Consider the following 23,258-nt stretch of genomic DNA (forward strand, 5'->3'; position numbering starts at 1 on the left):
GTATGACCCTAGCTATCGTGATGACCCTTATCGCCGTCGTCCTCATTGCCGTTGGTATCGTCGGTATCGTCTACCCCATCCTGCCCGGCTCCTTCGCCGTGCTCGGCGGCGTGCTGCTCTGGGGGCTTACCCTGCGCGGTCCGGAAGGCTGGTGGCTCCTCGGCCTAGGCCTTCCCATCATGATTGCGGGCATGGCCGCCCAGGCCCTACTCACCGGCAAGACCCTCAAACAGCGAGCCATTCCCAACCGCTCTATTCTCTGGGGCGTGCTCGGCGCGGTAATCGGCATGTTCGTAATCCCCGTCATCGGCCTCTTCGTCGGCTTCGCGGTAGCCCTGCTGCTCAGCGAAACCGTGCGCAGCCAGGGCGATATCGCCACCTCAGCACGCAGCACCCTGGCCGCCCTCAAATCAATGGGCATCGGCATCCTCATCGAACTCGCCGCAGCCCTCACCACCGGCACCATCTTCACTATCTGCGCCATCACCTACTTCATCACCGCCTAGCCGGTAGACTGGTTTCCCGTGAAAACACTGCCTGCTTCCCTCATCCTTGCCGCCACCGCCATCGTCCAGGCCCTCGGTATCTTCCGCTACACCGAAGACACCATGGCCCTCTCCGGTCAAATCTTCTTCCCCGTGCTCTTTGCGCTCATGGCCATCTACATCACCTGGCGCAACAAAGAAAACAACGGTGCCTTCCCCCTCGCCCACATCATCATCGCTGCCCTCGCCGTTGTAGCCCTGGGCGCCACCATCGCTGGGTGGAGCGCTAGCCTCTACTACTTCTACCCCTCCTACTACGTCTTCTACGCAGCCCTTGGCCTACTCGTTCTCGAACTCGCCCTGCGCATTGCCGCCCTGCCCAAGAAAGCCGCCGAGGAGCGTCCTGCCAAACGCCTACCCGGCCGCGCCAAAACCAAGCGCGGCACCAACCTGGTAGCCGTCCGCAAGACCGCAGACCAGGACGCCGCAACCCCCACCGAAAAGTAGCCCCAGGTGCCCCTCTTCAGCCTCACCACCCGCCTGCCCGCCCGGCACATCATCTGGCCGGCCCTCACCGGCATCTTTTTCATAGCGGTCATGCAGTGGCACATCCGCCACTCCATGATCCTCAACGGCCAAGACTTCGAGGTCTACCGCACCGGCGCAGGCGTAGTCTTCGGCGACCTCTACCCCGGTAAAACCCTCTACAACTACTACCTCGAAGACGGGCAGCCCATCACTCTGCCCTTCACCTACCCGCCCTTTGCGGTCATGGTCTTCGCCCCCTTCGCCTTCCTGCCCCTCTGGACCGGTGCCGGGGTCATGACCCTCCTGGCCGTCCTAGCAGCCCTCTGGATCTCGGTGCTGATTCTCAACCACGCGCGCGCTCGCGGAATCACCGTCCCCGGCGAGGCCCTGCTGGGTAGCCGCTCAACGGTTGTAGTGATGGCTACCTGCATCACCATGTTCAGCCCCTGGGACCGAGGTATTGGCCTAGCCCAAATCAACGCCCTAATCCTGCTGCTGGTGCTCATCGACCTGCTCCGCCCAGCCACCCGGGTGCCCCGCGGTGTACTCATCGGTATCGCTGGCGGTATCAAACTCACCCCGCTAGCCTTCGGCCTAATCCTGCTCATGCGCCGGGACATCAAGGGGGTGCTCACCCTGGGCGCCACCTTCGCAGCCACGGTCGCGGCAGGGTTCATCTTCATGCCCGCCACCGCCCGCGAATTCTGGTTCTTCGCTATCTCAGACCCCTCCCGCGTGGGCAACATCGCCTATGTCGATAACATCTCCACCCTGGGCTGGCTTCTGCACCTGGGTCTTGCTGAAGGGCCGCTGCTCTCAGCCCTGCGCTACGGCCTTATTCTGGCCCTGCTGGTGGGCGTAGCCTACCTAATTCCGGTGCTGTACCGCCGCGGCATGGTGCTCTCCCAGATAGCTCTCAACGGGTTTCTCATGATGGCCATGTCGCCCATTTCTTGGTCCCACCACAACATCTGGCTACCCCTGCTGATTGCCGCCTTCTGGCTGGACGCCTTCCCCACCTTCTTCACCCTCGTCCCCCGCGCTGTCCGCCTACTGGCCGGTGCCCTAACGATCATCGGCTTCGCCGGGCTCATCTACGGGCCTATGCGCATCGGCATTCGCCTCGACCCCACCACCCACAACCTCGACGAGCTCAGCCAGGCGGCCCTGGCGGTGTCCTCTGCCCCCATCATCTGCCTCACCGCAGCGGTGTTGCTCTGGGTCGCGGTTGCGGTGCGCTACCGGCGGGTGCTTGCCAGCTATCTTTCTGCCCGCAAGGCCGTGTGACGTGCAAGTTTTCACGAGGACGCCTGAAATTTAGGGGAGTGAGACAATTTAGTGCTTTGATAGTGGAGCCTGACGGAGAGACATTCCATAATTGTGCCGGAGGCAGTACAATTATGGAATGATAACCGTTGAAGCTTACTCCCAAAAAGCAGGCATAACCCCCAGGGCAGTGCGAGCCAAAGCTCAGCGGGGGCTGATAAAGGCACATAAATTTGGAAATCAGTGGGTTATCGAAGAAGATCCCTCATCTGCTGAAAAGTTATCTGCTGGTCGCCCCCTCTCAACTCGGGCTTTTAACGACTTAGCTCTTATTGCTGACAATTTTTCCCCAGAACTTCCACCTCAGCGCAAGCACCGGGCTAAACAAAGACTTCAACAGCTAAAAGTAGAAGGCTTTAGCAGTTTTCTTGGTTTTGCTCGTAGAACAGATCTCGATGTGCAGTACTTCTTGCTCTCCCACCAGGAGATTGCTGAACTTTCTCAAGAGCTTGCTTCACAGCTCACCGGCGTTAGTAATCCGATAGCAGGAATAAACGGAACTCTCGTTGACGCCTACGTATCCAGGGAACAGCTAGAAGATATCGTACTTTTCTACTCTCTATCTCCCGCAACAAAAGCACACCATAATGTGCGGCTCAGAGTAGGGGATGTACCTAAGAACATCTCACGTTTGCATATTGCCGCTGACCTCTATGAGGATGCTACTCCTCGTTCACAAACTCGTGCACGAGAACTCTTTGAGCAAGTAATGCAACAAGGACTAAGCCATGGAGACTAACGTCGTTAAAATCAATGCTCTTAGTGAAGCTGAAAAAGAGACCTGGTGGGCCCTCTTTGATATTGCCCTCCAAATGCCAGACGGGTGGGCAATAACCGGTGGAAGTCTCATGAGACTTCTTCTTGAAGAAAGACAGCACCTTGGCGCGCGGGCGACAAACGACATTGACGTTGTACTTGATGTGAGAGCTCGTCGTGCAAATGTCTCCGAGTTTTATGAGGCTCTTGACCGGGTTGGATTTTCTGTAGATGGACATAATGCAAGTGGGCAGAATCATCGGTGGGTACGAGGCCGAGCTCAGATTGATGTTCTTGTTCCCTCTGGGTTGAGCTTGAGGACGCTATCGTGGAACTACCCGGGATTTGGCAAGCTTTTGCCGACTCGGGGAGCGCAATTCGTTTTATTTGATGTCGAAAAGGTGCTGGTGCAGGTGAACGAGCGTCAAGGCATCGTTAACCGAAAAAGGAATCCAGGGTTCGTTGAGCGCGTCTTCAGATGCTGAGTCAGTTGAATCGCTTAACCGGTTGCTTAAAATTCTCGAGCGTTAGACCTGTGTAAGAAAGCCCTTCCTCGGTTTTCTCTGTAAACATGCCCTGTAGGGTAGAGGCATGAGCACACCCAACGAGCCTCGTATTCCCTGGCAGACGCCCGCCCCCAATCCACCGCAGGCTGCGGCACCGGGCTACGGGGCGGCGTCCGCCCACCCGCTAGCAACCCACCCGAACCCGGTGCCCCTGCCACCGGTCGGCTGGCGCCCCGGTTATCGGCAGGAGAAGCAGAACCTGGGCTACCACCGGCTCTCCCACGCCGACCCTAAAGGTGCCTGGTGGAAGCCCCCGGTCGAAGCTGTCATCGGGGTGCCACTCTACCTGGTGCTCTCTCTGCTACTGGTTGTCGCCTTCTTCTTCGTGCTCCTACTGGGTCTTGACCCCGCCCTGCCCGCTGACCCCAGCTACCTCATCCTCGCTGCGAGCCCGGGAATCCTTGAACAAGAGGCCCTGCGGAGCCCCGCCACGTTCGTCTTCCTGTTCGGGTCTGTAGCCCTCATGTTCCCCGCCCTCTGGGTTGCCCGCCTGATCCTGGGACCCAAGCCCTGGGGCCTGATTCACTCGGTCGCCGGGCGTATGCGCTGGGGCTGGCTGGCTACCTGCTTTGGGATAGCCGCCCTGCTCATTGTGGCCCTGCCCCTCGCCTTTGATACGGCCCTGGGGGCCCGCTACGTTCCCAGCACGACCCTGCCGGTGAGCGGCCTCATCGCTATGCTGGTCGCTATCGCCCTGGTGGTACCGGTGCAGGCTTACGCAGAAGAACTGGTCTTCCGCGGCTACCTCATGCAGACCATCGGCCGCTGGCTCAAACACCCCGCCTGGGCCATCGTGATTCCGGCCCCGCTCTTTATGCTGGGGCACCTCTACGACCTGTGGGGCCAGCTTTCCGTGCTGGTCATGGGCCTGGCTGCAGGGTACATCACCTGGCGCACCGGCGGGCTCGAAGCGGCGATCGCCCTACACGTGGTCAACAACCTGCTGGCCATGAGCTTCGGTGTGCTGGGCATGGCCGACCCCTTCCTGCAGGAAGGTTCCACCGTGGGTATGTTCATCTCGTCGCTGGTGTCGAACGGCCTGTTCGTGCTGGTCGTTATCTGGGCGGCGAACCGTCGCGGGCTAGAACGTACCCGCCCAGCCCTGGTCTGGGTCAAGGAAGGCCACCCTGAAGAGTCGCAGCCTGTCCGGTAAAATGTGGTCTATGACTCTTTCACAGACCTTTGATGCCCGAACCAACATTGATGATTTAGCCGCCTTCGTCACCGCGTCCCCCACCTCCTTCCACGCGGCGGCCGAGGCCGCCCGCCGCCTCACCGCCGCCGGCTTCACCGAGCTGAGTGAGCAGGACGCCTGGGGCAGCACAGCGGCGACCGGCAAGCACTTCGTGGTGCGCGATGGTGCCATCATCGCCTGGGCCGGTAGTGCTCAGCATGAGAGCTACCGGGTGCTGGGGGCTCACACCGATTCCCCCGGCTTCAAGGTCAAGCCCAAGTCCTCGGTGCGCACCCTGACCTGGAACCAGGTGGGGGTTGAAGTCTACGGTGGCCCCCTGCTCAACTCCTGGCTGGACCGCGAACTGCGCCTGGCCGGGCGTCTCACCATCCTGGTCGACGGGGCACTCGAAACCCACCTGGTCGCCACCGGGCCAATCGCCCGCGTCCCCCAGCTCGCCATCCACCTGGACCGCGCCGCCAACGAGGGCCTCAAACTCGATAAGCAAGGCAACCTCTACCCCGTCTGGGGCTTCGGCGACTCCACCGGCGACGTGCTCGCCTACCTGGCCGAACGTGCCGAGGGCGGGCCCATCGACCCCGAAACCATCGTGGGCTACGACCTCATGTTCGCCGACTCCGCCGAACCCCGCGTCTTCGGTGAAAACGACGAGCTCTTTGCGTCGGGCCGCCTGGACAACCTCAGCTCCGTCCACGCAGGCCTCACCGCCCTCATCCGCTACGCCGAGGCCGGGGTAGAGTCGGCCCAGACCGCCGTGCTCGCCGCCTTTGACCACGAAGAAATCGGCTCAGAATCGCGCTCCGGGGCCGCCGGGCCCTTCCTTGAGGACGTCCTGGTTCGGCTCTCCGAAGCCCGCGGCGAGTCCGCTGAAGCCTACCGCCGCTCCATCTCTGAGTCGGTCTGTCTCTCCTCGGATGCTGGCCACCTGGTGCACCCCAACTACGCCGGGCACCATGACCCGACCGTCCGCCCCGTGCCCGGTGGCGGGCCCCTGCTCAAAATCAACGCCAACCAGCGCTACGCCACCGACGCCGTCGGCGCCGGAATCTTCGCCCAGGCCTGCGCCCTGGCCAAGGTGCCCTACCAGGAGTTTGTCTCCAACAACAATGTGCCCTGCGGTTCCACTATCGGTCCCATCACCGCCACCCGCTTAGGCATGCGCACCGTGGACGTTGGCGTCGGGCTGCTCTCCATGCATTCGGCCCGCGAACTCACCACCGTAGCCGACATGGCCCACCTGACCCGCGCGATTGAGGGGTTCTACCGGGTCTAACGCGGAAAGAAGCGACGAAGGTTCACAGCGAAGCTGCTGGCTTGGATGAAGTGAGCGGGTGCGAGCGCGCGAGCACATAAGAGCGAACGGAATCCGCCGTTAGGCGGGGCGTGAGGGTCAGGCTTGCGCCTATTGCGCCCGCAGATTTATTTCCTCGCGCGCTCGGAATCTGCTGGGCTCCATCCAGCGTGAGCCTGTGTAACCTGCTGAATAAGGGCGGGTGGCTAGGCCGGGTGCTGCGACATAATTGAAATACGGTTAGCTGCGTTCATAGAAATCGCTAGCCACTGCACGGCACTGTACTGCTCATCAGTGAGCACACCCCGGGCGTAGGTGCGGGCAAAGTCGCGGTCCTCGGGGCAGGGGAGCTTCGTGACGGTTTCAGCCAGGAAGAGCGCCGCCTTTTCAGTGAGGCTGTATTCGCTGCTTTCCTCCCAGACGCTCACCAGGGCCCGACGGTTCTCGCTCAGCCCCGCCTTGATGGCTCGCTTTGTGTGCACCTTCAGGCAGTAGGCACAGCCGTTAATCTGCGAGATACGCAGGCAGACCAGTTCAATGAGCTGGTCGTCCAGGCCCGCCGCGCGGGCTGACTCGCCCGCCTGCTTGCTCAGGGCACCAAAAGCTGCCCAGGCTGCCGGGTCGGATTTATCGAGATAAAACTCTTTGGGTGTATCAGACATAGCACCAGCTTACGTGCCCCACCTTCCTTGTGCTGACCACCAGCCTGCCCCTCAGCCGAGGAGGGCCGGTAATCTAGAGGGTGCCCCGTCAAGAAGAGGTAAACCCGTGAACCCCACCCCTGAACCGTCCAGCCCTGCCGGGTCGCGCGTCCGTCCGCCCGCTGCGCCCAAGGACGCCCCCGCGCCCGCTCCAGCCCCCGGCGAGCTGGCGGGGCTCCGGGCCCGTCTGGCCCGTGCCAGCCTCACGGGCTTTCTGGTTTTCATAGCAATGTGGCTGGTCAACGCCCAGTCCCTCACCAACCCCGTGGATAACGCCGTCTGGCAGGCGTCGCTGACCTGGCGCACGGGCACGCTCGATGCCTTTTTCTCGGTGCTCACCCAGGCCTTCAACACCCTGCCCATGACAATCTATGTGCTGGTGACTCTGGGGTTCTTCATCTGGCGCTACCGCTCTGCCTGGCCCCTGGCGACCCTGGGCGTAACCATGATTCTGGCCCCGCTCACCGTCACCCTCATCAAAAACCTTGTGGACCGCCCGCGTCCCTCCCTCACGCACCGCCTCGTTGAGGAGCTGACCTTCTCGTTCCCGTCGGGGCATTCCACCAGCACCGCTGCCTTCTGCGCTGCCCTCTTCCTTACCGCCTACCCCGCCCTGACGCAGCGAGGACGCCGCGCCCTGGGAGTAGGGCTCGGCGTCCTCGCGGTGACCATCGGGTTTTCCCGTATCTATGTGGGGGTGCACTGGGCAAGCGATGTGCTAGGCGGCCTAGCCCTGGGGCTAGCCATCGCCTGCTTGGTCCACCTGGTTCTGGTTACTGCTTATACCAGGAGTCAAAAATCGTGACCGGGGTGGTGCGCTTGTGGCGCGACCGCAGGAACCTGCCCTCGATATTTTCTGCTGCCGCCGGGTCGATGTCCTTACCTTCTAGGTAGTCGTCAATCTGGTCGTAGGTGACGCCCAGTTCGTCCTCGTCGGTACGGCCGGGCTTGCCGTCGAGCAGATCGGCAGTGGGTACTTTCTCCCACAGGCGGGTATCAGCGCCCAGTACCTTGAGCAGAGCCCGGTTCTGGCGCTTATTCAGACCGAAGAGGGGCATGATGTCAGCTCCACCGTCACCGAACTTGGTAAAGAAGCCGGTGACAGCCTCAGCGCCGTGATCGGTGCCGACCACCAGCAGGTTCTTCTCACCCGCCAGGGCGTACTGGGCAATCATGCGGGCACGGGCCTTCACGTTGCCCTTGTTGAAGTCAGCGATGGGGCGGCCGGTCGCGGTAGCAAAAGCGGACTCGAAGCCGTCAACAGCCTCTGCAATGTTGTAGGTGACGGTCTGCTGGGGCATGATGAAGCGCAGGGCAGCCTGGGCGTCGTCCTCGTCGGCCTGCACCTTGTAGGGTAGGCGGACGGCAATAAACTCAGCCTCAACACCCTCTAGTTCCAGCTGCTCCACAGCCAGCTGGCACAGGCGTCCGGCCAGAGTGGAATCCAGCCCGCCCGAAATGCCCAGCACAAAACCGCGGGTGCCGGTGGCTTTGAGGTAGTCCACGAGGAATTGGACGCGCTTGCGCACCTCCTCAGCCGGGTCGATGGAGGGCTTCACGCCCAGTTCTTCAATGATGTGAGCCTGTAAATCGCGCATGACTCTATGCTACTGCCAGCTCCTACAGACAGAAAGACGCCCCGACCTCTGTAACAGAGGTCGGGGCGCTTCTAACCTTCCTTACACAAGCGGATTACTTGTTAAGGACCTTCTGGTCAAAGCGGTAGATGAAAGCTGCCATCTGATCGCGGTTAACCGGGTCGTAGGGGCGGAAGGTACCATCGGGCCAGCCGGTGGTGATACCCTGCTCAGCCATCCAAGCAATCTCCTTGTAGAAGACGTGCTCGCTTGCTGAAAGATCCTTGAAGGGGCTGTTTGCAGGAACGGTGTATTCAGGTGAGCCAGCCATGCGGTAGAAGAAGGCTGCCATCTGGTCACGGTTCACAGGATCAGCGGGGCGGAAGGTACCATCGGGCCAGCCGGTGGTGATACCCTGCTCAGCCATCCAAGCAATCTCCTTGTAGAAGACGTAATCGGTCGGTACGTCTGAGAAGGGGGAGACAGCGGGCGGAGTGTACTGAGGTGAGCCAGCCATGCGGTAGAAGAAGGCTGCCATCTGATCGCGCTTGACGGGCTCGTAGGGGCGGAAGGTGCCATCGGACCAGCCGGTGGTGATACCGCGGTTAGCCAGCCATGCAATCTCGTTGTAGAAGACATGGTCAGTGGGTACGTCGGTGAAGCGCGGGTTGTTGGTATTAGGGGTCTTCAAACCGCTAACGTTTACAACCTGAGCCTTGTCACCACGAGCACCTGCCTTGATGCCTGCCAGGTCACCGGTGGCGTTGTGCATGTGCAGGAAGAGTGCACGAGCATCGGTGGTGTCTGCTGCACGGTGGGCAGTCAGAGTGTTGGCCGGTGAATCAACGAAGAGGGAGGTACCCACAGCCTGCTCGCTGCTGAAGTAGAGAGCGGGTGCGTAGGGGTTGTACTTGACCCATTCAGTGCTTTCGATATCACCGTTGTGGTACCAGGTGCCTGAGTAGATCTTGTAGCGCAGAGCCTGGGCCTGAGCTGAGGTCAGGTTCAGAGCCTCCAGGCTAAGAGGCATAACCAGGGTGTTGGAGCCCATCAGGTTGGTGTCTACGTCACCGAAGGTGCCGTTGACAGGCTGTGAGTCAATCACTGACCACTGGCCGTTGACCTGCTTGTAGAGGTTCACAACGGGCAGGTCGATACCCGGGATGCGGGTAGTAATAGCGTAGAAGTCAGGGCGGCCGTCACCGTTGACATCGAGGTCTACTTCATAGAACCAGGTGCGGTTAATGGTTGCCCAGTTAGCCCAAGAGGCGATACCGATGTTGAGGTAGCCGGTAGTGGGGTCTTCACCCTGAGCTTCCAGAACAGGGGCGGTTGAGTTAGCACCTGCATACATGAGGTCAGCTACCTGAGATGAGACACTGCCCAGGGAGCTGGTGGGAATGCGGGAGCTTTCAACACCCAGCTGGAAGGCACCAACAGCGGAACGGTAGCCGCCCTGGTTGAGTTCAGTGCCGGAGAGAGTGACTTCGGTGGCGTTTGAGCCGGGGCCGAACTCGATAGCTGAGTTAGCTACCTTCATATCGGCAACGGGCTTGGGAGCTACCTGAACAGGTACGCGCAGCTGAGTATCGCCCTCGGTCAGAATCAGACGTGAAGAAACGGTTGCCAGGTACTGGCGGGCAATTTCCTTATGGGTTTCGAGAGCCGCAGGGTCACGGTCCTTAGCGAGCTGGGAACCGTCAAGGGTTGCGGTGAGAGTGATTTCAGCCTGGCCACCGGCAGGAACGGTGACGGTGCTGGGGGCACTGATGGTCGCGCCGGTTACGGTGGAGCTATCGGCCAGGGCTACCTTGAAGGTACGCTCACGGTCGGAGTAGTTCTCAACGGTGACGTTGCGGGAGATGGTCAGAGACTCACCTACGGGAACTTCGGGTGCACCGAAGCTGGTTGAGACCTGCTCGGGGCGGTTGGAGTTGTAGACCAGAACGTCGGTGTTGACGGCAGCCAGGGCGTCAACACGGCCCGAGCCAACTCGTTCAACAGAGTAGACATTGCCTTCATCGGTAACCAGGTCGTGGTTAGCGGTGTTCATGATGGCGGCCTTGATTTCGGCAGGGCCGTAATTCTGGTGGGCCTCCAGCACAAGGGCAGCGATACCTGCAACGTGGGGAGATGACATTGAGGTGCCGGTCATAATCATCGGGTCAGAGCCCAGACCAACACCAGCGGAGCTGATGGAGGTACCGGGAGCAGCGACGTCGGGCTTAGTGAAGCCGTTTACACCAAACTGGCCACGGCCGCTTGATGAGTTGAGAGTGTCGAGCGCGCCGGTCTCAAAGACGGTCTTGCCAATCCAGTCAGAATCCAGCTTGATGCGCAGGGTGCCGGCCTGGGCGGCAGGCAGAGCCTTCTCGGCATCTGCTACGGTCAGGCGGACGCCGGGGATGGTTGAGTTACCGGCGATACCTGAGGTTTCCTTCAGTACCTTGGACGCAAGGACGACACCTGCGCCACCGGCCTTCTCAATGTTGTTGAAGCGGACGGCGGAGCCACAGGGGAAGTTGCCTTCGAGGTCTTCGGCCCAGTCAATCCAGACCCACTTGCCGTTGAAGTCGGTTCCCGCGGGGAAAGCTTCACAACCGTAGCGGTTGTTTTCGGGGGCCATGACAACTTCACCGGTGAGCTGGTCTTCAGATGCTGCGGCGTAGTTGAAGCTGATGCTGTAGTCGCCCTGGACGGGGCCAGCGATATTGGCAGGGGAGAGAATCTCGGCCTTGTCAGCGTAGGCGTAGGTTCCGATGGAGTTAGCTACGGTCAGAGCTGAGATGGTGTTACCGGGAGTACCCAGGATCGAGTAGGTATCGCCCTGGCCCTGGTAGCTGTTGGCGTTACCGGCTGCAATAACCGAGAGAACACCCTGGCGGTAGAGGGAGTCAATGATGTAGTTTTCGGGGTCATCTACCGCGCCGAAGTCAGCACCCAGGGAGAGATTGACGATATCTGCCTTGTCGGAGAAATCGCCGTCGCCGTTGGGATCGAGGGCACGGTCGAGGGCTTGACCGGTGAGGTTGGTGCTACCGTCACAGCCGAAGACACGTAGGCCGACGACCTTAGCTTCGGGGGCTGCACCCGGGCCAATCTTCATGCCCAGAACATCGTCCTGGGTGAGCTTGGTGTAGTCACCGCGGAAGGTGCTGCCATCTGCATTGACGGCAAAGCCCGCAGCGCTACCTGCCACGTGAGTGCCGTGGCCGTTGGCGGTGCAGTCAAGGGGGTTGTTATCGGGCTTCGGTGCGTTAGAGCCGAGGTAGTCGTCACCGGCTAGGTCGTAGCCACCGACGAACTTTTTGGGGTCGTAGAGGCCACTGTCTGCAGCGGGCATATCGGTTGAGGCCTTAGCTTCATTGTAGGCTTCAACGGTGCCGGGGCCACCAAACGCTGCGTGGGTGTAGTCCACACCGGAGTCGATGACAGCGATGGTGACGTCCTTACCGGTCTTGCCGGTCTGTACCCAGGTGTTGAGGGCCTCGGTGGTGATAGCGGTACCGCCGTTGGTGCGTTCCTTGGGGACGATGCGGGAGATGCGAACAACGTCGCTACGCTGGGCCAGCGCGCGGAGCTCTTCGGCATCACCGCGCAGAGCGGTTCCTCGCAGGACGTTGTGGGTGGTGTAGATGACCTCTGCATTAGCCTGGGTGGCGACCTGCTGGGTCTGGGATTCTACACGCTGGGCGATGGCTTCAACCTGGGCCTGGGCCTGCACAGGGTCGCTTTCGCCAGAAAGGACGCTGCGGGGCTGGGTGCTTTCGTAGGCGCCATTTCCTCGGAACTGAACGAAGACCTCAACTGTGCCTTCAGCCTCTGCCAGTGAGCCCCCAATTTTGCTGGTGACATCGTTAGCTTGGGTTGAAGGGTTGAGGTCTACATCGTATGCCTGGGCCGGTGGAGCGGCCATAGGCAAGGAAAGCGCGAGACCAAGCAGGGCAGCTGCACTGCCTTGTGCGGCCTTCCGTCGCATAGGATTCTTCTTCATGGGTTTCCTTAGGGTGTGTGTATTAACGCCCACGGGTGGTGAGTGTCATTATCTATCTAACCGTTGTGAGGTGGGTCTCTGTCAAGGGGTTTCTCATAATGTGTACGGAATTAACTGGACAGATAGTGAGCGACCCCTATCGTTTTACTGGGGTAATCAGTAGAACGTATAGGGGTCGCTAGTGAGAGGATCCGACTCAGTGCGAACCTTCTGCTACAGGTTTACCTCTTTTTAGCCAGGACGCTCTGGTCGTAGCGGTAGAGGAATGCTGCCATCGCATCACGCTTGATGGGGGTGTATGGACGGTAGGTGCCGTCCTCCCAGCCATAGGTGATGCCGGTTGACTGTAGCCAGAGAATCTCCTTGTGGAAAATATCTGCTGAGCTTACGTCAACGAAGGGAGATTCAGCGGGAGCAGTGAAGTCCGGTGAACCTGCGTAGCGATAGAAGAAGGCAGCCATCGCATCTCGATTGACGGGTGCATCGGGGCGGTAAGTACCATCAGGCCAACCGGTGGTGATACCCATGGAGTGCATCCAAGTGATTTCCTTGTAGAAAGTATGATCGGTGGGCACATCGGTAAAGGGTGAGACCGTCGGTGCGGTGTACTGGGGTGACCCTGCGAGGCGGTAGAAGAATGCTGCCATTGCATCGCGTTTTACTTCTTCCTGAGGGCGGAAGGTGCCGTCTGACCAGCCGCGGCTAATGCCACGCTGGGCTAGCCATGAAATTTCTTCATAGAAGAGATCACCAGGTTGGACGTCGGTAAAACGCGGTGCATTCACCTGGACAGGGGCCGCGCTGCCGGCGTTCACGATTTCGGCGCGTCCGCCGTCCTCGCCCTTCTTGATGCCGCTCAGGTCGCCGGTGGCGTTGTGCAGGTGTAAGAAGAGGCCCTGGGCCTTATTGTCGGTGCCGCGGTAGGCGGTGATTTCGTTATCGGGGGAGTCTACGTAGAGACCGGGGCCAATCTGCTGATCAGAGCCGAACGCCAGATCGGGCACAAAGGGGTTGTAGGAAATCCAGCCGGTGGTATCTACAAGGGTGTCGTGGCCTGCAGCTACGGTATATACCAGGTAGCGCAGTGACTTCAGGGAGTCCTTGGTGATGCCGAGCTTGGTCAGTGAGATAGGAATGACCATGGCGTTGTTATCCATGATGTTGGTATCAACATCACCCCATACACCGTTGATGGGGACGATATCTACGATCTTGCGGCTCCAACCGTTGCTGCCGTAGACCACTGCTACCGGGTAATCCACGCCGGGGAGGCGCTGGGTGACAATCAGGTATTCGGCACCGCCGTCGCCGTTGGTGTCTACCTCGATATTGAAGGTAAGTGCCGGCGTAAGTGATTCCCAGTTAGCCCAGGTTGAGATACCAAAGCTCAGGTAGGTGTCCTGGTCGGTGGTATCGGTGTAGAGCTGGTAGGCGTAGTTGCTGTTGGCACCTACGTACTGCAGGTCGCCAGCCTGGGCAGAAGGTACACCGAGGGTGCTGGTCTGCTGGCGGGGGCTTGAGTAGCCCAGCTCAAAACCTGCTACCGCAGAGACGTAGTTACCCTGGTTGAGCTCGGTGCCCTTGAGGGTAACCGGTGCAGTTTCTTCGAAGGGTTCAAAGTTGATATTGCCATCGACGCTCATATTAGCAACGGGCTTGGGAGCTACCTGCACGGGGGCACGCAGCTGCTCGTCGCCGTCGGTCAGGGTGAGGCGGCTAGAGAGGGAGGCAATGTACTGACGGGCAATGTCAGTCTTCAAATCACCCGAGTAGTGGGTGGCTAAGGTGCTCTGGTCAAGGTCCTTGGCCAGCTCTGAGCCGTTGATAGTAACGGTGACGGGGATACCTGCAGTAGCACCCGGGGCCACGGTGACGGTTTCGGGGGCAGAGATGCTTACGCCCTGCAGGGTGTTGCTCCCGGTGAAGCCGACCTTGAACGTGCGGGTGGTATCGCCACGATTCTCTACGATGAAGCTCCGGGTGAGGGTCTGGGTATCACCCGGGGCAACCTCAACTACGCCGAAGCTGCTGGATACCTGTTCCTTGCGGTCTGCATTGTAGAGCAGGACGTCAGTATTGACGGCCTTGTAGGCGTCTACGCGGCCTGAGCCCACGCGCTCCACGGTGAAGATGTCGCCCTCAGCGTCGCGCAGATCGTGAACAGCGGTGTTCATGATGGCGGCCTTGATATCGGCCGGGCCGTAGTCAGGGTGTGCCTCAGCAACCAGCGCAGCAATACCAGCAACGTGAGGAGCTGCCATCGAGGTGCCGGTCATGGTGGCATGAAGGGTGCCGCCACCTGCGGCAGCTGAACGGATGGAGGTTCCGGGGGCTGCGACGTCCGGCTTGGTAAAGCCCTTGCTGCCGTGCTGGCCACGGGAGGTCGAGGTGTTCAGGGTATCGAGTGCGCCGGTTTCCTTGACGGTGTTACCAATCCAGTCTGCATTGAGGCGGATGGTGACATTCTCGCCTGCTGCCACGGCTGCGCGCACCTTCTCGGCATCGTCCACGGTCAGGCGGACGCCGGGGATAGTGTTGTTGCCCGCGATACCGGTGGTCTCGTCCTTGACGCGGGAGGCGAGGACGACGCCTGCACCGCCAGCCTTAGCGATGTTGTTGAATCGCACAGCTGAGCCGCAGGGGAAGGTAGTGGGGGAGTCTGCCCAGTCGATGAAGACCCACTTACCCTCAAAATCAACGTCTTCTGGGTAGGCGTCGCAGGCGTAGGGGTTTTCGGGAGTGGTCATGACAATTTCGCCGGTGAGGCGCTCTTCGGTGGCGTCAGCGTAGTTAAAGTTGACGCTGTAATCGCCAACGACCTTGCCGGCGAGGCCTTCGGGGGCGATAATTTCGGCGCCGTCGCCGTAGGAGTAGGTGCCTACGGAGTTGGCAACCGCCAGTGAAGCTACGTTATTGGCGGGGTTGCCCAGGATGTTGTAGGTGTCGCCAACGCCCTGGTTGTTGTTGGCGTTACCGGCTGCGGTGACAGCCAGGACGCCGTTGCGGTACAGGGCGTCCATCATTGCGTTTTCGGGGTCGTCGGCCGGGCCGAAGTCGGTGCCCAGGGAGAGGTTGACGATGTCTGCCTTGTCGGAGAAATCGCCGTCACCGTTGGGGTCGAGGGCGCGGTCGAGAGCCTGACCGGTCAGGGAGGTTGAGCCGGAGCAGCCGAATACTCGGAAGCCTAGAAGTTTAGCTTCGGGGGCTGAGCCCGGGCCGATGAGCATGTCCTTGACGTCTTCAGGCTGCAGGGTGGTGTAGTCGCCCTCGAAGGTGCTGCCGTCGGCGTTGATGCCGTAGCCTGCGGCGCTACCGGCGACGTGGGTTCCGTGGCCTGCAAAAGAGCAGTCAATGGGGTTGGTGTCGGGCTTGGGGCGGTTCATGCCGTTGTAGCTGTCGCCCGAGAAGTCGTAACCTCCAACAAACTTTTCAGGGTCGTAGAGGCCGGAGTCTTCCGCAGGCAAATCAGCCATGCGGATAGCCTCTTCGTAGGCATCAATCGTGCCGGGGCCGCCAAAAAGGGCGTGGGTGTAGTCGATGCCCGTATCGACTACGGCGATGGTAACGTCCTTACCGGTTTTGCCGGTCTGTACCCAAGTATTGACCGTCTCGGTATCGAGGGCTGTACCTGTGGTGGTGCGCTCCTTGGGGATGATGCGGGAGATTCGTTCCACATCGCCACGCTCTGCCAGGGCGCGGATAGCCTCGGCATCACCGGTGATGGCGGTGCCACGTACGGTGTTGTGGGTGGTGTAGATAATCTCTGCGCCGGCCTGTGAGGCAACCTGCTGGGCCTGCGACTCAACGCGCTGGGCAATGGCATTCACCTGGGCTTGAGCACTCACAGGCTCACGCTGGCCGGAGCGGACGTTCTGGGGCTGGGTGCTCTCAAAAGCACCGGTGCCGCGGAACTGGACGAAGGCCTCAACGGTGCCCTCTGCATTAGCCAGGGATTCGCTGATCTTGCCTGCGGTGTTGCTGGACTGGGGTGCCAGATCGCTGTCGTATGCCTGCGCCGGGGGTGCGACAAGCGGCAGGGAAAGAGCCAGGCCCAGCAAGGCTGCAGCGCTACCCTGAGCTGCTTTCTTGTGGAAGGAGGATTCTTTCATGGGATTCCTTAGGTGTGCATGTTCTGCATACATGAGTGGTGTATGTCACTATCTAATAAGCAGTCTGTGGGGGTTCTGTGTCAAGTGTTTTGCAAAAACAACGTGATTTTGAAGCGCTGGCGTAACACAGAAATACATATGCTTATGGGGTGCCATGCCCTGGCGAAGACGGTCGAATAGATAAGCTAGATAGCACAGTGGAGACAAGCAAAGGCGTACTACCATGACTGAACAGAATCACAACCCCTACGGCAACTACGGCAATCAGAGCGGGCCGGGGCAGGGCCCCGTTGGTCAGCCTGGCCCCGCATACCAGCAACCTGGCGCCCCGGGACAACCCTACAGTGGCCAGCACGGTTATGGGCAGGGTTCCAATGTTGCTTCCCCGACCTATGATGCTTACGGCAACCTTATTCCTGCTGATGCCAAGAGTATGGCCATGTTTGCCCATCTCTCGGGCCTGCTGGGCCTGATACTGACCGCATCTTTCGCGAGCTTTGTGGGGCCCCTGATCTTCTGGGCTATCTACAAGGACAAGCCGGGGTACGCCTTTGTACGCGTGGCCGCTGCGGGCGCCTTCAACTTCAATTTCACCCTCTGGCTAGTGAATATTGCCGCCTTGGTACTTACTATCGTGACTTTTGGGATAGCGGGGCTGGTTACCTGGATTGTCTTCGTTGCAGTGTGGGTAGCCCTGATTGTCGTGCATATTCTTGCAGCGGTGAAGGCCAATAACGGTGAGGTTTTCACCTACCCTATGACCCTCACCGTGCTGAAATAAAGCCTTAGCGGGTGAGTTCGTCGAGCAGGGCCCTGACGCGGCTATCAATATCGTCGCGAATCAGGGCCATACGCTCTGCACCCTCAATACCCTGGTGAGAAGGTTCTACCGTTTCCCAACGCTCAGTCTTAGCCAGGATCTCAGGGGCATCGGTTTCAAGCTGGGCAGCAGCCCCCACAATAACAATGCGGTCCGCGGCAGCTAGATCTTCGGCCGACGCGAACTTGGGGGTACCTGCGCTCATATCTGCCCCAATTTCGGCCAGCGAAGCGGCCGACTCAGCGTTCACCGCACTACCCACCGCAGCCTTGGTACCCGCGGACGTCGCGCGCACGCGTCCTTGCGCATGAAGGTTCATGAGGGCCTCAGCCATCTGCGACTTACCCTTGTTGGACTGGCAAATAAAAAGGACGCTGGGGGTGGGGTTCACGGGGCCTCCTCGGGACTGGTGCGGGTGGGCTACTACCCACCCTGGTGAGACGCGTACAGAGACGACCTTACCGCCTCTTGCTTAACATCGCATGAATTCTTCAACGACCTGTCTAGCAGACTGAGCCGCTCTACAGCGAAAGCACGCGGAACAGGGCCCTACCACCTGCCAGGTATGCCCAAAAACTCATTTATCTGCACCCGGCAAAAGTGTTATGTTGATTCGTCTGAACTTTTAACACTCACAGTTGGAGATCCCCCGCTTGACTTCACACGACGCCTACCTCAACGCAGCCGTTGACCCCGAACTCAACCCCGTCTTCCCCCGCATCGACTTCCGCTACCTCTCAGAAGCCGACATGATTGCAGCGGGCGTAGAAGACGTCGCCGCCTGCACCGATGCCATGGAAGAAGCCCTGGCCCTGCACGCCCGCGGCGACTACCGCATGGCCGGCCACAACGGCGAATCCCACGGCGCTAAGGTACAGTTCCCCGTCAACCCCGCCCACGAAGGCATGCCCGCCGACGGCCCCGACCGCCGCTACGTCGCCATGCCCGCCTACCTGGGCGGCTCCTTCCGCACCATGGGCGTCAAAACCTACGCTTCTAACATCGACAACCGCGAGATTGGCCTACCCCGCTCCATTCTCATGCTCACCCTCAACGACGCGACCTCCGGCGCCCCCCTGGCCTACATGAGCGCCAACCTGCTCTCGGCCTACCGCACCGGCTGCGCCTCCGGCGTCGGCGCCCGCCGCTTCGCCCCCAAGAACGCCAAGGTGCTCGGCCTGCTGGGCCCCGGCGTCATCGCCAAAGCAACCGTCGCAGCCCTCATCGAAGCCCGCCCCACCGTCGACACCATCAAAGTACTCGGCCGCTCCCAAAAAGGCATCGATACCTTCATCAGCTGGGCCGAAGAAACCTACCCCGGCATGAACGTCATCGCCGTTGAAGAACTCGAAGAAGTCGTGTGCGACTCAGACATCGTCACCTTCTGCACCTCAATCCACGTGGGCGACCCCGAAACCTACCCCACCGTCCGCCGCGAATGGGTCAAGCCCGGTGCCTTCTTCGCCATGCCCGCCGCCTGCAACCTCGACGAGGGTATGTTCGAACCTGACGTGCGTAAACTCGTCGACAACGCCGGTATGTACGACGCCTGGGCCGAAGAAACCGAACCCGGCAAGTCCCACAACTACGTATCCATCATCGGTTGCAAGTTCAACGACCGCATCCACAACGGCCTCATGGCCCCTGAAGAACTGCGCGACATGGGCGAAGCCCTCAACCACCCCGCCCCCGAGGACGACGAAGAAAAAATCACCGTCTACTCCGTCGGCGGCATGCCCATCGAGGACGTCGCCTGGGGCACCGTGGTCTACCGCAACGCCGTCCGTAAGGGCATCGGCACCGTGCTGAACCTCTGGGACGTCCCCGCCATGTCCTAACGCTCGGGTACGCAAAAGGACGCCGGTGAGTAGTTCACCGGCGTCCTTTTAGTTAAGCGGGGGTGCGGGGGACGGGCGTGCTGGAAGCCTGCTGGCGGGATGGAGTGAGCGGGTGCGCCAGCACACGAGAGCGAACGGAATCCGCCGTCAGGCGGGGCGTGAATCGCTGCGAGCCCCCCAGGGCGAGCTGCGAGAGGGTCAGCAGGCGGAAGCACGCCCGTCCCCCGCACTTTATATAGCTTCTTCTACCAGATACGCACGCGCTCCTCCGGTGCCAGGTAGAGGGCGTTCTCAGGCTGTACGTCGAATGCGGTGTAGAACTCGTCGATGTTGCGGACCACGCCGTTGACGCGGAACTCCTCGGGGGAGTGCGGGTCGATGGCCAGGAACATCTCGGCGGTCTGCGGGCGGGTCTTCATGCGCCAGCCCTGGGCCCAGGAGATAAAGACGCGCTGGGTGGCGGTCAGACCGTCGATGACGGGGGCGGTCTCGAGGGTGAGACCCTGTCGTTCCAGGTAAATCTGGTAGGCCTTGAGCGCGATGGAGAGGCCGCCCAGGTCACCGATGTTTTCGCCCAGGGTCAGCTCGCCGTTGACGGTGAACTTCTCGGGGTCGAGGCCGGTGGGGGTGTAGCCGTTGTACTGCTCCACCAGGGCCTTGGTGCGGGCGGTGAATTCTTCGCGGTCGGCGTCCGTCCACCAGTTGTTCAGTGCACCGGTGCCGTCGTACTTGGAGCCCTGGTCGTCAAAACCGTGGCCGATCTCGTGGCCAATGACGCCGCCGATAGCGCCGTAGTTGACGGCGGCGTCCGCGTCCACGTCGAAGTAGGGAGCCTGCAGAATTGCGGCGGGGAAGACGATTTCGTTAGCCGGGGGCATGTAGTAGGCGTTGACGGTCTGCGGGGTCATGAGCCACTCGGTCTTGTCAACGGGCTCGTTGATGCGGTTGATTTGGAACTCGTGCTCGAAGACGCCGGAGCGGCGCAGGTTCTCGAAGAGGTCGTCGGTGAGTTCGAGGGCAGAGTAGTCGCGCCACTTGTCGGGGTAGCCGATCTTGGTGACGAACTTGCTGAGCTTCTCGAGGGCACGGGCGCGGGTCTCGTCGGTCATCCAGTCTAGGTCGGTGATGGAGCGGCGGTAGGCTTCGAGCAGGTCGTCTACCAGTTCCATCATTTTGGCCTTGTGGGTGGGCGGGAAGTGAATCGCCACGTACTCCTTGCCCAGTTCTTCACCCAGGGAGCCTTCGACCAGGCCGACGCCGCGCTTCCAGCGGTCACGCAGCTCTTCGGAGCCCGAGAGGGTGCGGCCGTAGAAGTCAAAGTTCTCTTCAACGATGGCCTGGTTGAGGTAGGGGGCACGGGAGTGGGCCATGTGCCAGATGTACCAGAGCTTCCAGATAAAGAGGGGGGCGGTGGCCCACATCTGGGCGGCTGCCTCAAAGTAGGAGGGCTGGTTGACCACAACGGTACCGGCCTTTTCGGTGGAAATGCCCATGCCTGCCAGCCAGGTGGTGAAGGGGAAACCGGGGAACTTCTCGTCTAGCTCTGCAGCGTCGACCGGGTTGTAGCGCTGGTCGGCGTCGCGGGTACGTACGTTATCCCAGTGGTGGGAGGCAATTTCGGTCTCGTGGGCGAAGACGGCGCGGGCGGCGTCCGCCGGTTCAAGACCGAAGTTTTCGGCCAGGCCGGTCAGCTCAAACATGCGCTCAATGTGGGCGACGTAGGCCTCGCGCAGTTCGGCGTACTTCTCGTCGCGGTAGTAGGACTCATCGGGCAGACCCAGGCCGGTCTGCGCCAGGTAGAGCACGTACTTCTCGGGGTTCTTCGCGTCGATGCTGGTGTACCAGCCGAAGGGTCCACCGTGGCCCTGGCGGTCGAGCTCCGCCATGACCTGCACAAAATCATCGGAGGTAGCCGCGTCCAGCACCGGCTGCACCTCGGCGAGCAGCGGGGCGGCGGCGTCCGCCTCAATTTTCTCGGTGTTCATGAAGGACGAGTAGAGGGCGCCAATGCGTGAGGACGGCTGCTCGGCGGCGAACTTCTCGACGATTTCGCGCACGTGCTCCTCGGCGGCGTCGCGGAGAAAGTACATGCCGCCGTCGCGCGAGCGGTCGGCGGGGATGACGTGGGCGTCGTACCAGGTGCCGTTGACGTGACGGAAGAAGTCGTCGGCGGGGCTGGTCGCGGGGTCAAGGAAGCTAGTGTCGATACCTGAGTTAGTCATATCACCTAGTTTAGGGGTGCGGACGCCACCCGTCAGGTGCCGTGCGCGGGTTCGGCTCAGAGCGTGAGGGAGAGGGGCTCTAGCTCACCCAGTTCACCACGCGTAGCGCCTCAACCCGTTCGAATTCCCGCTCGTTATTCGTGACCACCACCAGTCCACGGCTCCGTGCGTGGGCTGCGATGTGAAGATCGTTCTCGCCGATGATGCGACCTGTCTTTTGCAGCGTAGCCTTGATGTCACCAAACTGAGCTGCGGCGTCCATGTCGTAGGGCAGCACGGTGAGTCGTGATAAAAAATCCTCAACTACGCGCAAATTTTGCTCAGGCTTAGCGCTTTTTGCTGCGCCAAAAAACAGTTCGGCTGCTGTAATACTGCTGACGCACAAGCGGCTAGCGTTTTGGTTGAAAGTATCGAGAATTTCGGGTGGGCGCCGTTTCATCACATAGATCACGATATTGGTGTCGAGCATATAGGTCAGCATTAGAAGTCCTCGCGCTCAGGTTGGCTTCCGCCATCGCGGGAGCTCATAAAATCATCCGTTACGGCGGGGGCATCCGGGGCGAAGAAGCTGTCCCATACTGCTCCTTCCGGGGCTATGATGCGCTCCAGACCCACTTTGCGTACGTTGACTTTTTTGACGTTTTCGCTAAAACGCATATGTGCGGGCAGGCGAACTGCCTGGGTTCTATTGTTCATAAAAACTGTTGACTGAGTCATTAGAAACCTCCTGCTATATACATTAAATGTATACCTATATTGACGGGGTGAACAGGGCATGGGTGGGCGTAACCAAGCCGTGCCGCGCTTGGGGTGGCGCGTGACCGGGACTACGCTTAGACAGTAAGAACACTGATAAGTGGAAGGTGAACCATGGGCAAGAAACCAGAACTCAGCAAGGAACTTAAGCGCTCCAGCGACAAGGCACAGAAGCGCTACGTGAAGGCCTATGCCAAGGCCCTAGACAAGCACGGCGACGAGAAGAAAGCCCGCAAGAAGGCCCAGAAGAAGCTTGAGAAGAAGTACGAGCTGGTGGGTAAGAAATACGAAAAAATCGCCGCGAAGGTAAAGGCAGAGAAGAAGTCTGACAAGAAGGACTCGAAGAAGGTCGAGACTAAGAAGTCCCAGAAGGCTAAGAAAACTGAGCCCAAGAAGAGTGAGCCGAAGAAGGCAGAGAAGAAGGACTCAAAGAAGAAAACCAAGAAGGGTACTAAGAGCGCGGCCCAGCGGGAGGCTGAGCTGATTCTGGCTGAGACAGCTGAGAGCCCGGAGGAAGCTGCCGGCTACGAAGAGATCCTTGATGCTGAGAGCCTGGAGCCCGGCGACCTTGAAGCGTTTGAGGGCGGCCAGGAAGCCCCAGAACTGGATGTTCCCGATGCCGTAACCGAGGTTGGAGAAGATGAGGGACTGGCTCCCGAAGAAGCCGACGAGCCCGAAGAAGCCGAAGAGCTCTACGAGGAAACCTTCGCCAGCGCCGACCCTGCTGACTTCGACGAAGACCTGACCACCGAACCCCTGGCCGAGGCGCCTGCCCAGGAGGATGCGGCGTCCGCCCCTGACCTGCAGGACGACGACCAGACCTTCCTAGTTGCAGAGGTGCGCCCCCTGGCGGAGCTCACCCGCGCCGAGCTCTACGAGCTAGCCAAGCAGCTTGAGGTGCCGGGCCGCTCGTCCATGAATAAGGGTGATCTGCTGATCGCGGTACGCGCCGCTCAGTAGGAAACCTCCAGAAACTACCACAGGGGACCAGAGCAATCTGGTCCCCACCTAGTGCCCCCTGTATGGCTCCCATGCGGCACGGTTACTCGTCTACAAAAACCCTATGTGACCTGGGTCTGTGAGCAACTAGCTAT

Annotated in this window: 19 protein-coding genes; 11 read left to right on the forward strand and 8 right to left on the reverse strand. The window is 60.4% G+C overall.

Annotated elements, in window-relative coordinates; genetic code table 11:
* Positions 1 to 2 precede the first annotated feature (2 nt).
* The 7 genes from L7A20_RS06915 to L7A20_RS06945 all read left to right on the forward strand — a co-directional run bounded on the left by L7A20_RS06915 (position 3) and on the right by L7A20_RS06945 (position 6,129).
* Positions 3 to 506: a DUF456 domain-containing protein gene (locus L7A20_RS06915; protein ID WP_237196645.1), complete on the forward strand. Its 504-nt coding sequence runs from the start codon at positions 3 to 5 to the stop codon at positions 504 to 506.
* An 18-nt stretch (positions 507 to 524) separates the two neighbouring features.
* A complete protein-coding gene (locus tag L7A20_RS06920; RefSeq protein WP_237186279.1) occupies positions 525 to 992 on the forward strand; it encodes a hypothetical protein in 468 nt (155 codons plus the stop codon).
* A gap of 6 nt (positions 993 to 998) precedes the next feature.
* Positions 999 to 2,300, forward strand: coding sequence for a glycosyltransferase 87 family protein (locus L7A20_RS06925; RefSeq protein ID WP_237196647.1), 1,302 nt, complete (start codon positions 999 to 1,001; stop codon positions 2,298 to 2,300).
* Between the two features lie 118 nt (positions 2,301 to 2,418).
* The gene (locus L7A20_RS06930; RefSeq protein ID WP_237196649.1) at positions 2,419 to 3,078 is read left to right on the forward strand and encodes a hypothetical protein; all 660 of its coding nucleotides are present in this window, start codon (positions 2,419 to 2,421) and stop codon (positions 3,076 to 3,078) included.
* Complete coding sequence (locus tag L7A20_RS06935) at positions 3,068 to 3,580, forward strand: hypothetical protein (RefSeq protein ID WP_237196651.1); 513 nt, start codon at positions 3,068 to 3,070, stop codon at positions 3,578 to 3,580. Before L7A20_RS06930 ends, L7A20_RS06935 begins: the two co-directional genes overlap by 11 nt.
* Before the next feature lie 106 nt (positions 3,581 to 3,686).
* Entirely contained in the window at positions 3,687 to 4,814 is a 1,128-nt protein-coding gene (locus tag L7A20_RS06940; protein WP_237196653.1) for a CPBP family intramembrane glutamic endopeptidase, read from the forward strand.
* Positions 4,815 to 4,824: 10 nt separating this feature from the next.
* Positions 4,825 to 6,129 carry a M18 family aminopeptidase gene (locus L7A20_RS06945; RefSeq protein WP_237222895.1) on the forward strand — a complete coding sequence of 435 codons (1,305 nt, stop codon included), beginning with the start codon at positions 4,825 to 4,827 and terminating at the stop codon, positions 6,127 to 6,129.
* 224 nt (positions 6,130 to 6,353) lie between these two features.
* Here L7A20_RS06945 and L7A20_RS06950 read toward each other — a convergent pair whose 3' ends face one another.
* A complete protein-coding gene (locus L7A20_RS06950) occupies positions 6,354 to 6,809 on the reverse strand; it encodes a carboxymuconolactone decarboxylase family protein (protein ID WP_237186266.1) in 456 nt (151 codons plus the stop codon).
* Positions 6,810 to 6,915: 106 nt separating this feature from the next.
* On the opposite strand from L7A20_RS06950, the gene L7A20_RS06955 reads away from it, so the two are divergent.
* A complete protein-coding gene (locus L7A20_RS06955) occupies positions 6,916 to 7,653 on the forward strand; it encodes a phosphatase PAP2 family protein (protein ID WP_237222896.1) in 738 nt (245 codons plus the stop codon).
* Here L7A20_RS06955 and nadE read toward each other — a convergent pair.
* The 3 genes from nadE to L7A20_RS06970 form a co-directional block, all read right to left on the reverse strand.
* Positions 7,622 to 8,446, reverse strand: a complete 825-nt coding sequence (gene nadE, locus L7A20_RS06960) for an ammonia-dependent NAD(+) synthetase (RefSeq protein WP_237222897.1) — start codon at positions 8,444 to 8,446, stop codon at positions 7,622 to 7,624. The two genes, L7A20_RS06955 and nadE, sit on opposite strands and share 32 nt — an antisense overlap.
* A 94-nt stretch (positions 8,447 to 8,540) precedes the next feature.
* Positions 8,541 to 12,419, reverse strand: coding sequence for a S8 family serine peptidase (locus L7A20_RS06965; RefSeq protein WP_237222898.1), 3,879 nt, complete (start codon positions 12,417 to 12,419; stop codon positions 8,541 to 8,543).
* Between the two features lie 221 nt (positions 12,420 to 12,640).
* Complete coding sequence (locus L7A20_RS06970; RefSeq protein WP_237222899.1) at positions 12,641 to 16,528, reverse strand: S8 family serine peptidase; 3,888 nt, start codon at positions 16,526 to 16,528, stop codon at positions 12,641 to 12,643.
* A gap of 223 nt (positions 16,529 to 16,751) precedes the next feature.
* Between L7A20_RS06970 and L7A20_RS06975 the strand changes: the two genes are divergently transcribed.
* Positions 16,752 to 17,309 carry a DUF4870 domain-containing protein gene (locus L7A20_RS06975; RefSeq protein ID WP_237222900.1) on the forward strand — a complete coding sequence of 186 codons (558 nt, stop codon included), beginning with the start codon at positions 16,752 to 16,754 and terminating at the stop codon, positions 17,307 to 17,309.
* A gap of 4 nt (positions 17,310 to 17,313) precedes the next feature.
* Here the strand turns inward: L7A20_RS06975 and L7A20_RS06980 are convergent, their stop codons facing one another.
* Entirely contained in the window at positions 17,314 to 17,739 is a 426-nt protein-coding gene (locus L7A20_RS06980; protein WP_237222901.1) for a low molecular weight phosphatase family protein, read from the reverse strand.
* A gap of 262 nt (positions 17,740 to 18,001) precedes the next feature.
* On the opposite strand from L7A20_RS06980, the gene L7A20_RS06985 reads away from it, so the two are divergent.
* Complete coding sequence (locus L7A20_RS06985) at positions 18,002 to 19,186, forward strand: tyramine oxidase subunit B (RefSeq protein ID WP_237222902.1); 1,185 nt, start codon at positions 18,002 to 18,004, stop codon at positions 19,184 to 19,186.
* A gap of 245 nt (positions 19,187 to 19,431) precedes the next feature.
* Here the strand turns inward: L7A20_RS06985 and L7A20_RS06990 are convergent, their stop codons facing one another.
* The 3 genes from L7A20_RS06990 to vapB form a co-directional block, all read right to left on the reverse strand.
* On the reverse strand, positions 19,432 to 21,408 hold the full coding sequence (locus L7A20_RS06990) for a M13 family metallopeptidase (protein WP_237222903.1): 1,977 nt from the start codon (positions 21,406 to 21,408) through the stop codon (positions 19,432 to 19,434).
* A 79-nt stretch (positions 21,409 to 21,487) separates the two neighbouring features.
* Positions 21,488 to 21,889: a type II toxin-antitoxin system tRNA(fMet)-specific endonuclease VapC gene (gene vapC, locus L7A20_RS06995; RefSeq protein WP_237205445.1), complete on the reverse strand. Its 402-nt coding sequence runs from the start codon at positions 21,887 to 21,889 to the stop codon at positions 21,488 to 21,490.
* Positions 21,889 to 22,125: a type II toxin-antitoxin system VapB family antitoxin gene (vapB, locus tag L7A20_RS07000; RefSeq protein WP_237196682.1), complete on the reverse strand. Its 237-nt coding sequence runs from the start codon at positions 22,123 to 22,125 to the stop codon at positions 21,889 to 21,891. The genes vapC and vapB overlap by 1 nt, the downstream gene beginning before the upstream one ends.
* 153 nt (positions 22,126 to 22,278) lie before the next feature.
* Between vapB and L7A20_RS07005 the strand changes: the two genes are divergently transcribed.
* Positions 22,279 to 23,124, forward strand: a complete 846-nt coding sequence (locus L7A20_RS07005) for a ChaB family protein (protein ID WP_237222904.1) — start codon at positions 22,279 to 22,281, stop codon at positions 23,122 to 23,124.
* Positions 23,125 to 23,258 lie beyond the last annotated feature (134 nt).

This window comes from Rothia nasimurium, from assembly GCF_928381415.1.
GTDB lineage: Bacteria > Actinomycetota > Actinomycetes > Actinomycetales > Micrococcaceae > Rothia > Rothia nasimurium_H.

Bases quoted from the DNA above. Each gene is read 5' to 3' on its own strand.
- L7A20_RS06915 (WP_237196645.1), top strand. From the start codon at position 3: ATGACCCTAGCTATCGTGATGACCCTTATCGCCGTCGTCCTCATTGCC.
- L7A20_RS06930 (WP_237196649.1), top strand. From the start codon at position 2,419: ATGATAACCGTTGAAGCTTACTCCCAAAAAGCAGGCATAACCCCCAGG.
- L7A20_RS06935 (WP_237196651.1), top strand. From the start codon at position 3,068: ATGGAGACTAACGTCGTTAAAATCAATGCTCTTAGTGAAGCTGAAAAA.
- L7A20_RS06940 (WP_237196653.1), top strand. From the start codon at position 3,687: ATGAGCACACCCAACGAGCCTCGTATTCCCTGGCAGACGCCCGCCCCC.
- L7A20_RS06945 (WP_237222895.1), top strand. From the start codon at position 4,825: ATGACTCTTTCACAGACCTTTGATGCCCGAACCAACATTGATGATTTA.
- L7A20_RS06950 (WP_237186266.1), bottom strand. From the start codon at position 6,809: ATGTCTGATACACCCAAAGAGTTTTATCTCGATAAATCCGACCCGGCA.
- nadE (WP_237222897.1), bottom strand. From the start codon at position 8,446: ATGCGCGATTTACAGGCTCACATCATTGAAGAACTGGGCGTGAAGCCC.
- L7A20_RS06965 (WP_237222898.1), bottom strand. From the start codon at position 12,419: ATGAAGAAGAATCCTATGCGACGGAAGGCCGCACAAGGCAGTGCAGCT.
- L7A20_RS06970 (WP_237222899.1), bottom strand. From the start codon at position 16,528: ATGAAAGAATCCTCCTTCCACAAGAAAGCAGCTCAGGGTAGCGCTGCA.
- L7A20_RS06975 (WP_237222900.1), top strand. From the start codon at position 16,752: ATGACTGAACAGAATCACAACCCCTACGGCAACTACGGCAATCAGAGC.
- L7A20_RS06990 (WP_237222903.1), bottom strand. From the start codon at position 21,408: ATGACTAACTCAGGTATCGACACTAGCTTCCTTGACCCCGCGACCAGC.
- vapC (WP_237205445.1), bottom strand. From the start codon at position 21,889: ATGCTGACCTATATGCTCGACACCAATATCGTGATCTATGTGATGAAA.
- vapB (WP_237196682.1), bottom strand. From the start codon at position 22,125: ATGACTCAGTCAACAGTTTTTATGAACAATAGAACCCAGGCAGTTCGC.
- L7A20_RS07005 (WP_237222904.1), top strand. From the start codon at position 22,279: ATGGGCAAGAAACCAGAACTCAGCAAGGAACTTAAGCGCTCCAGCGAC.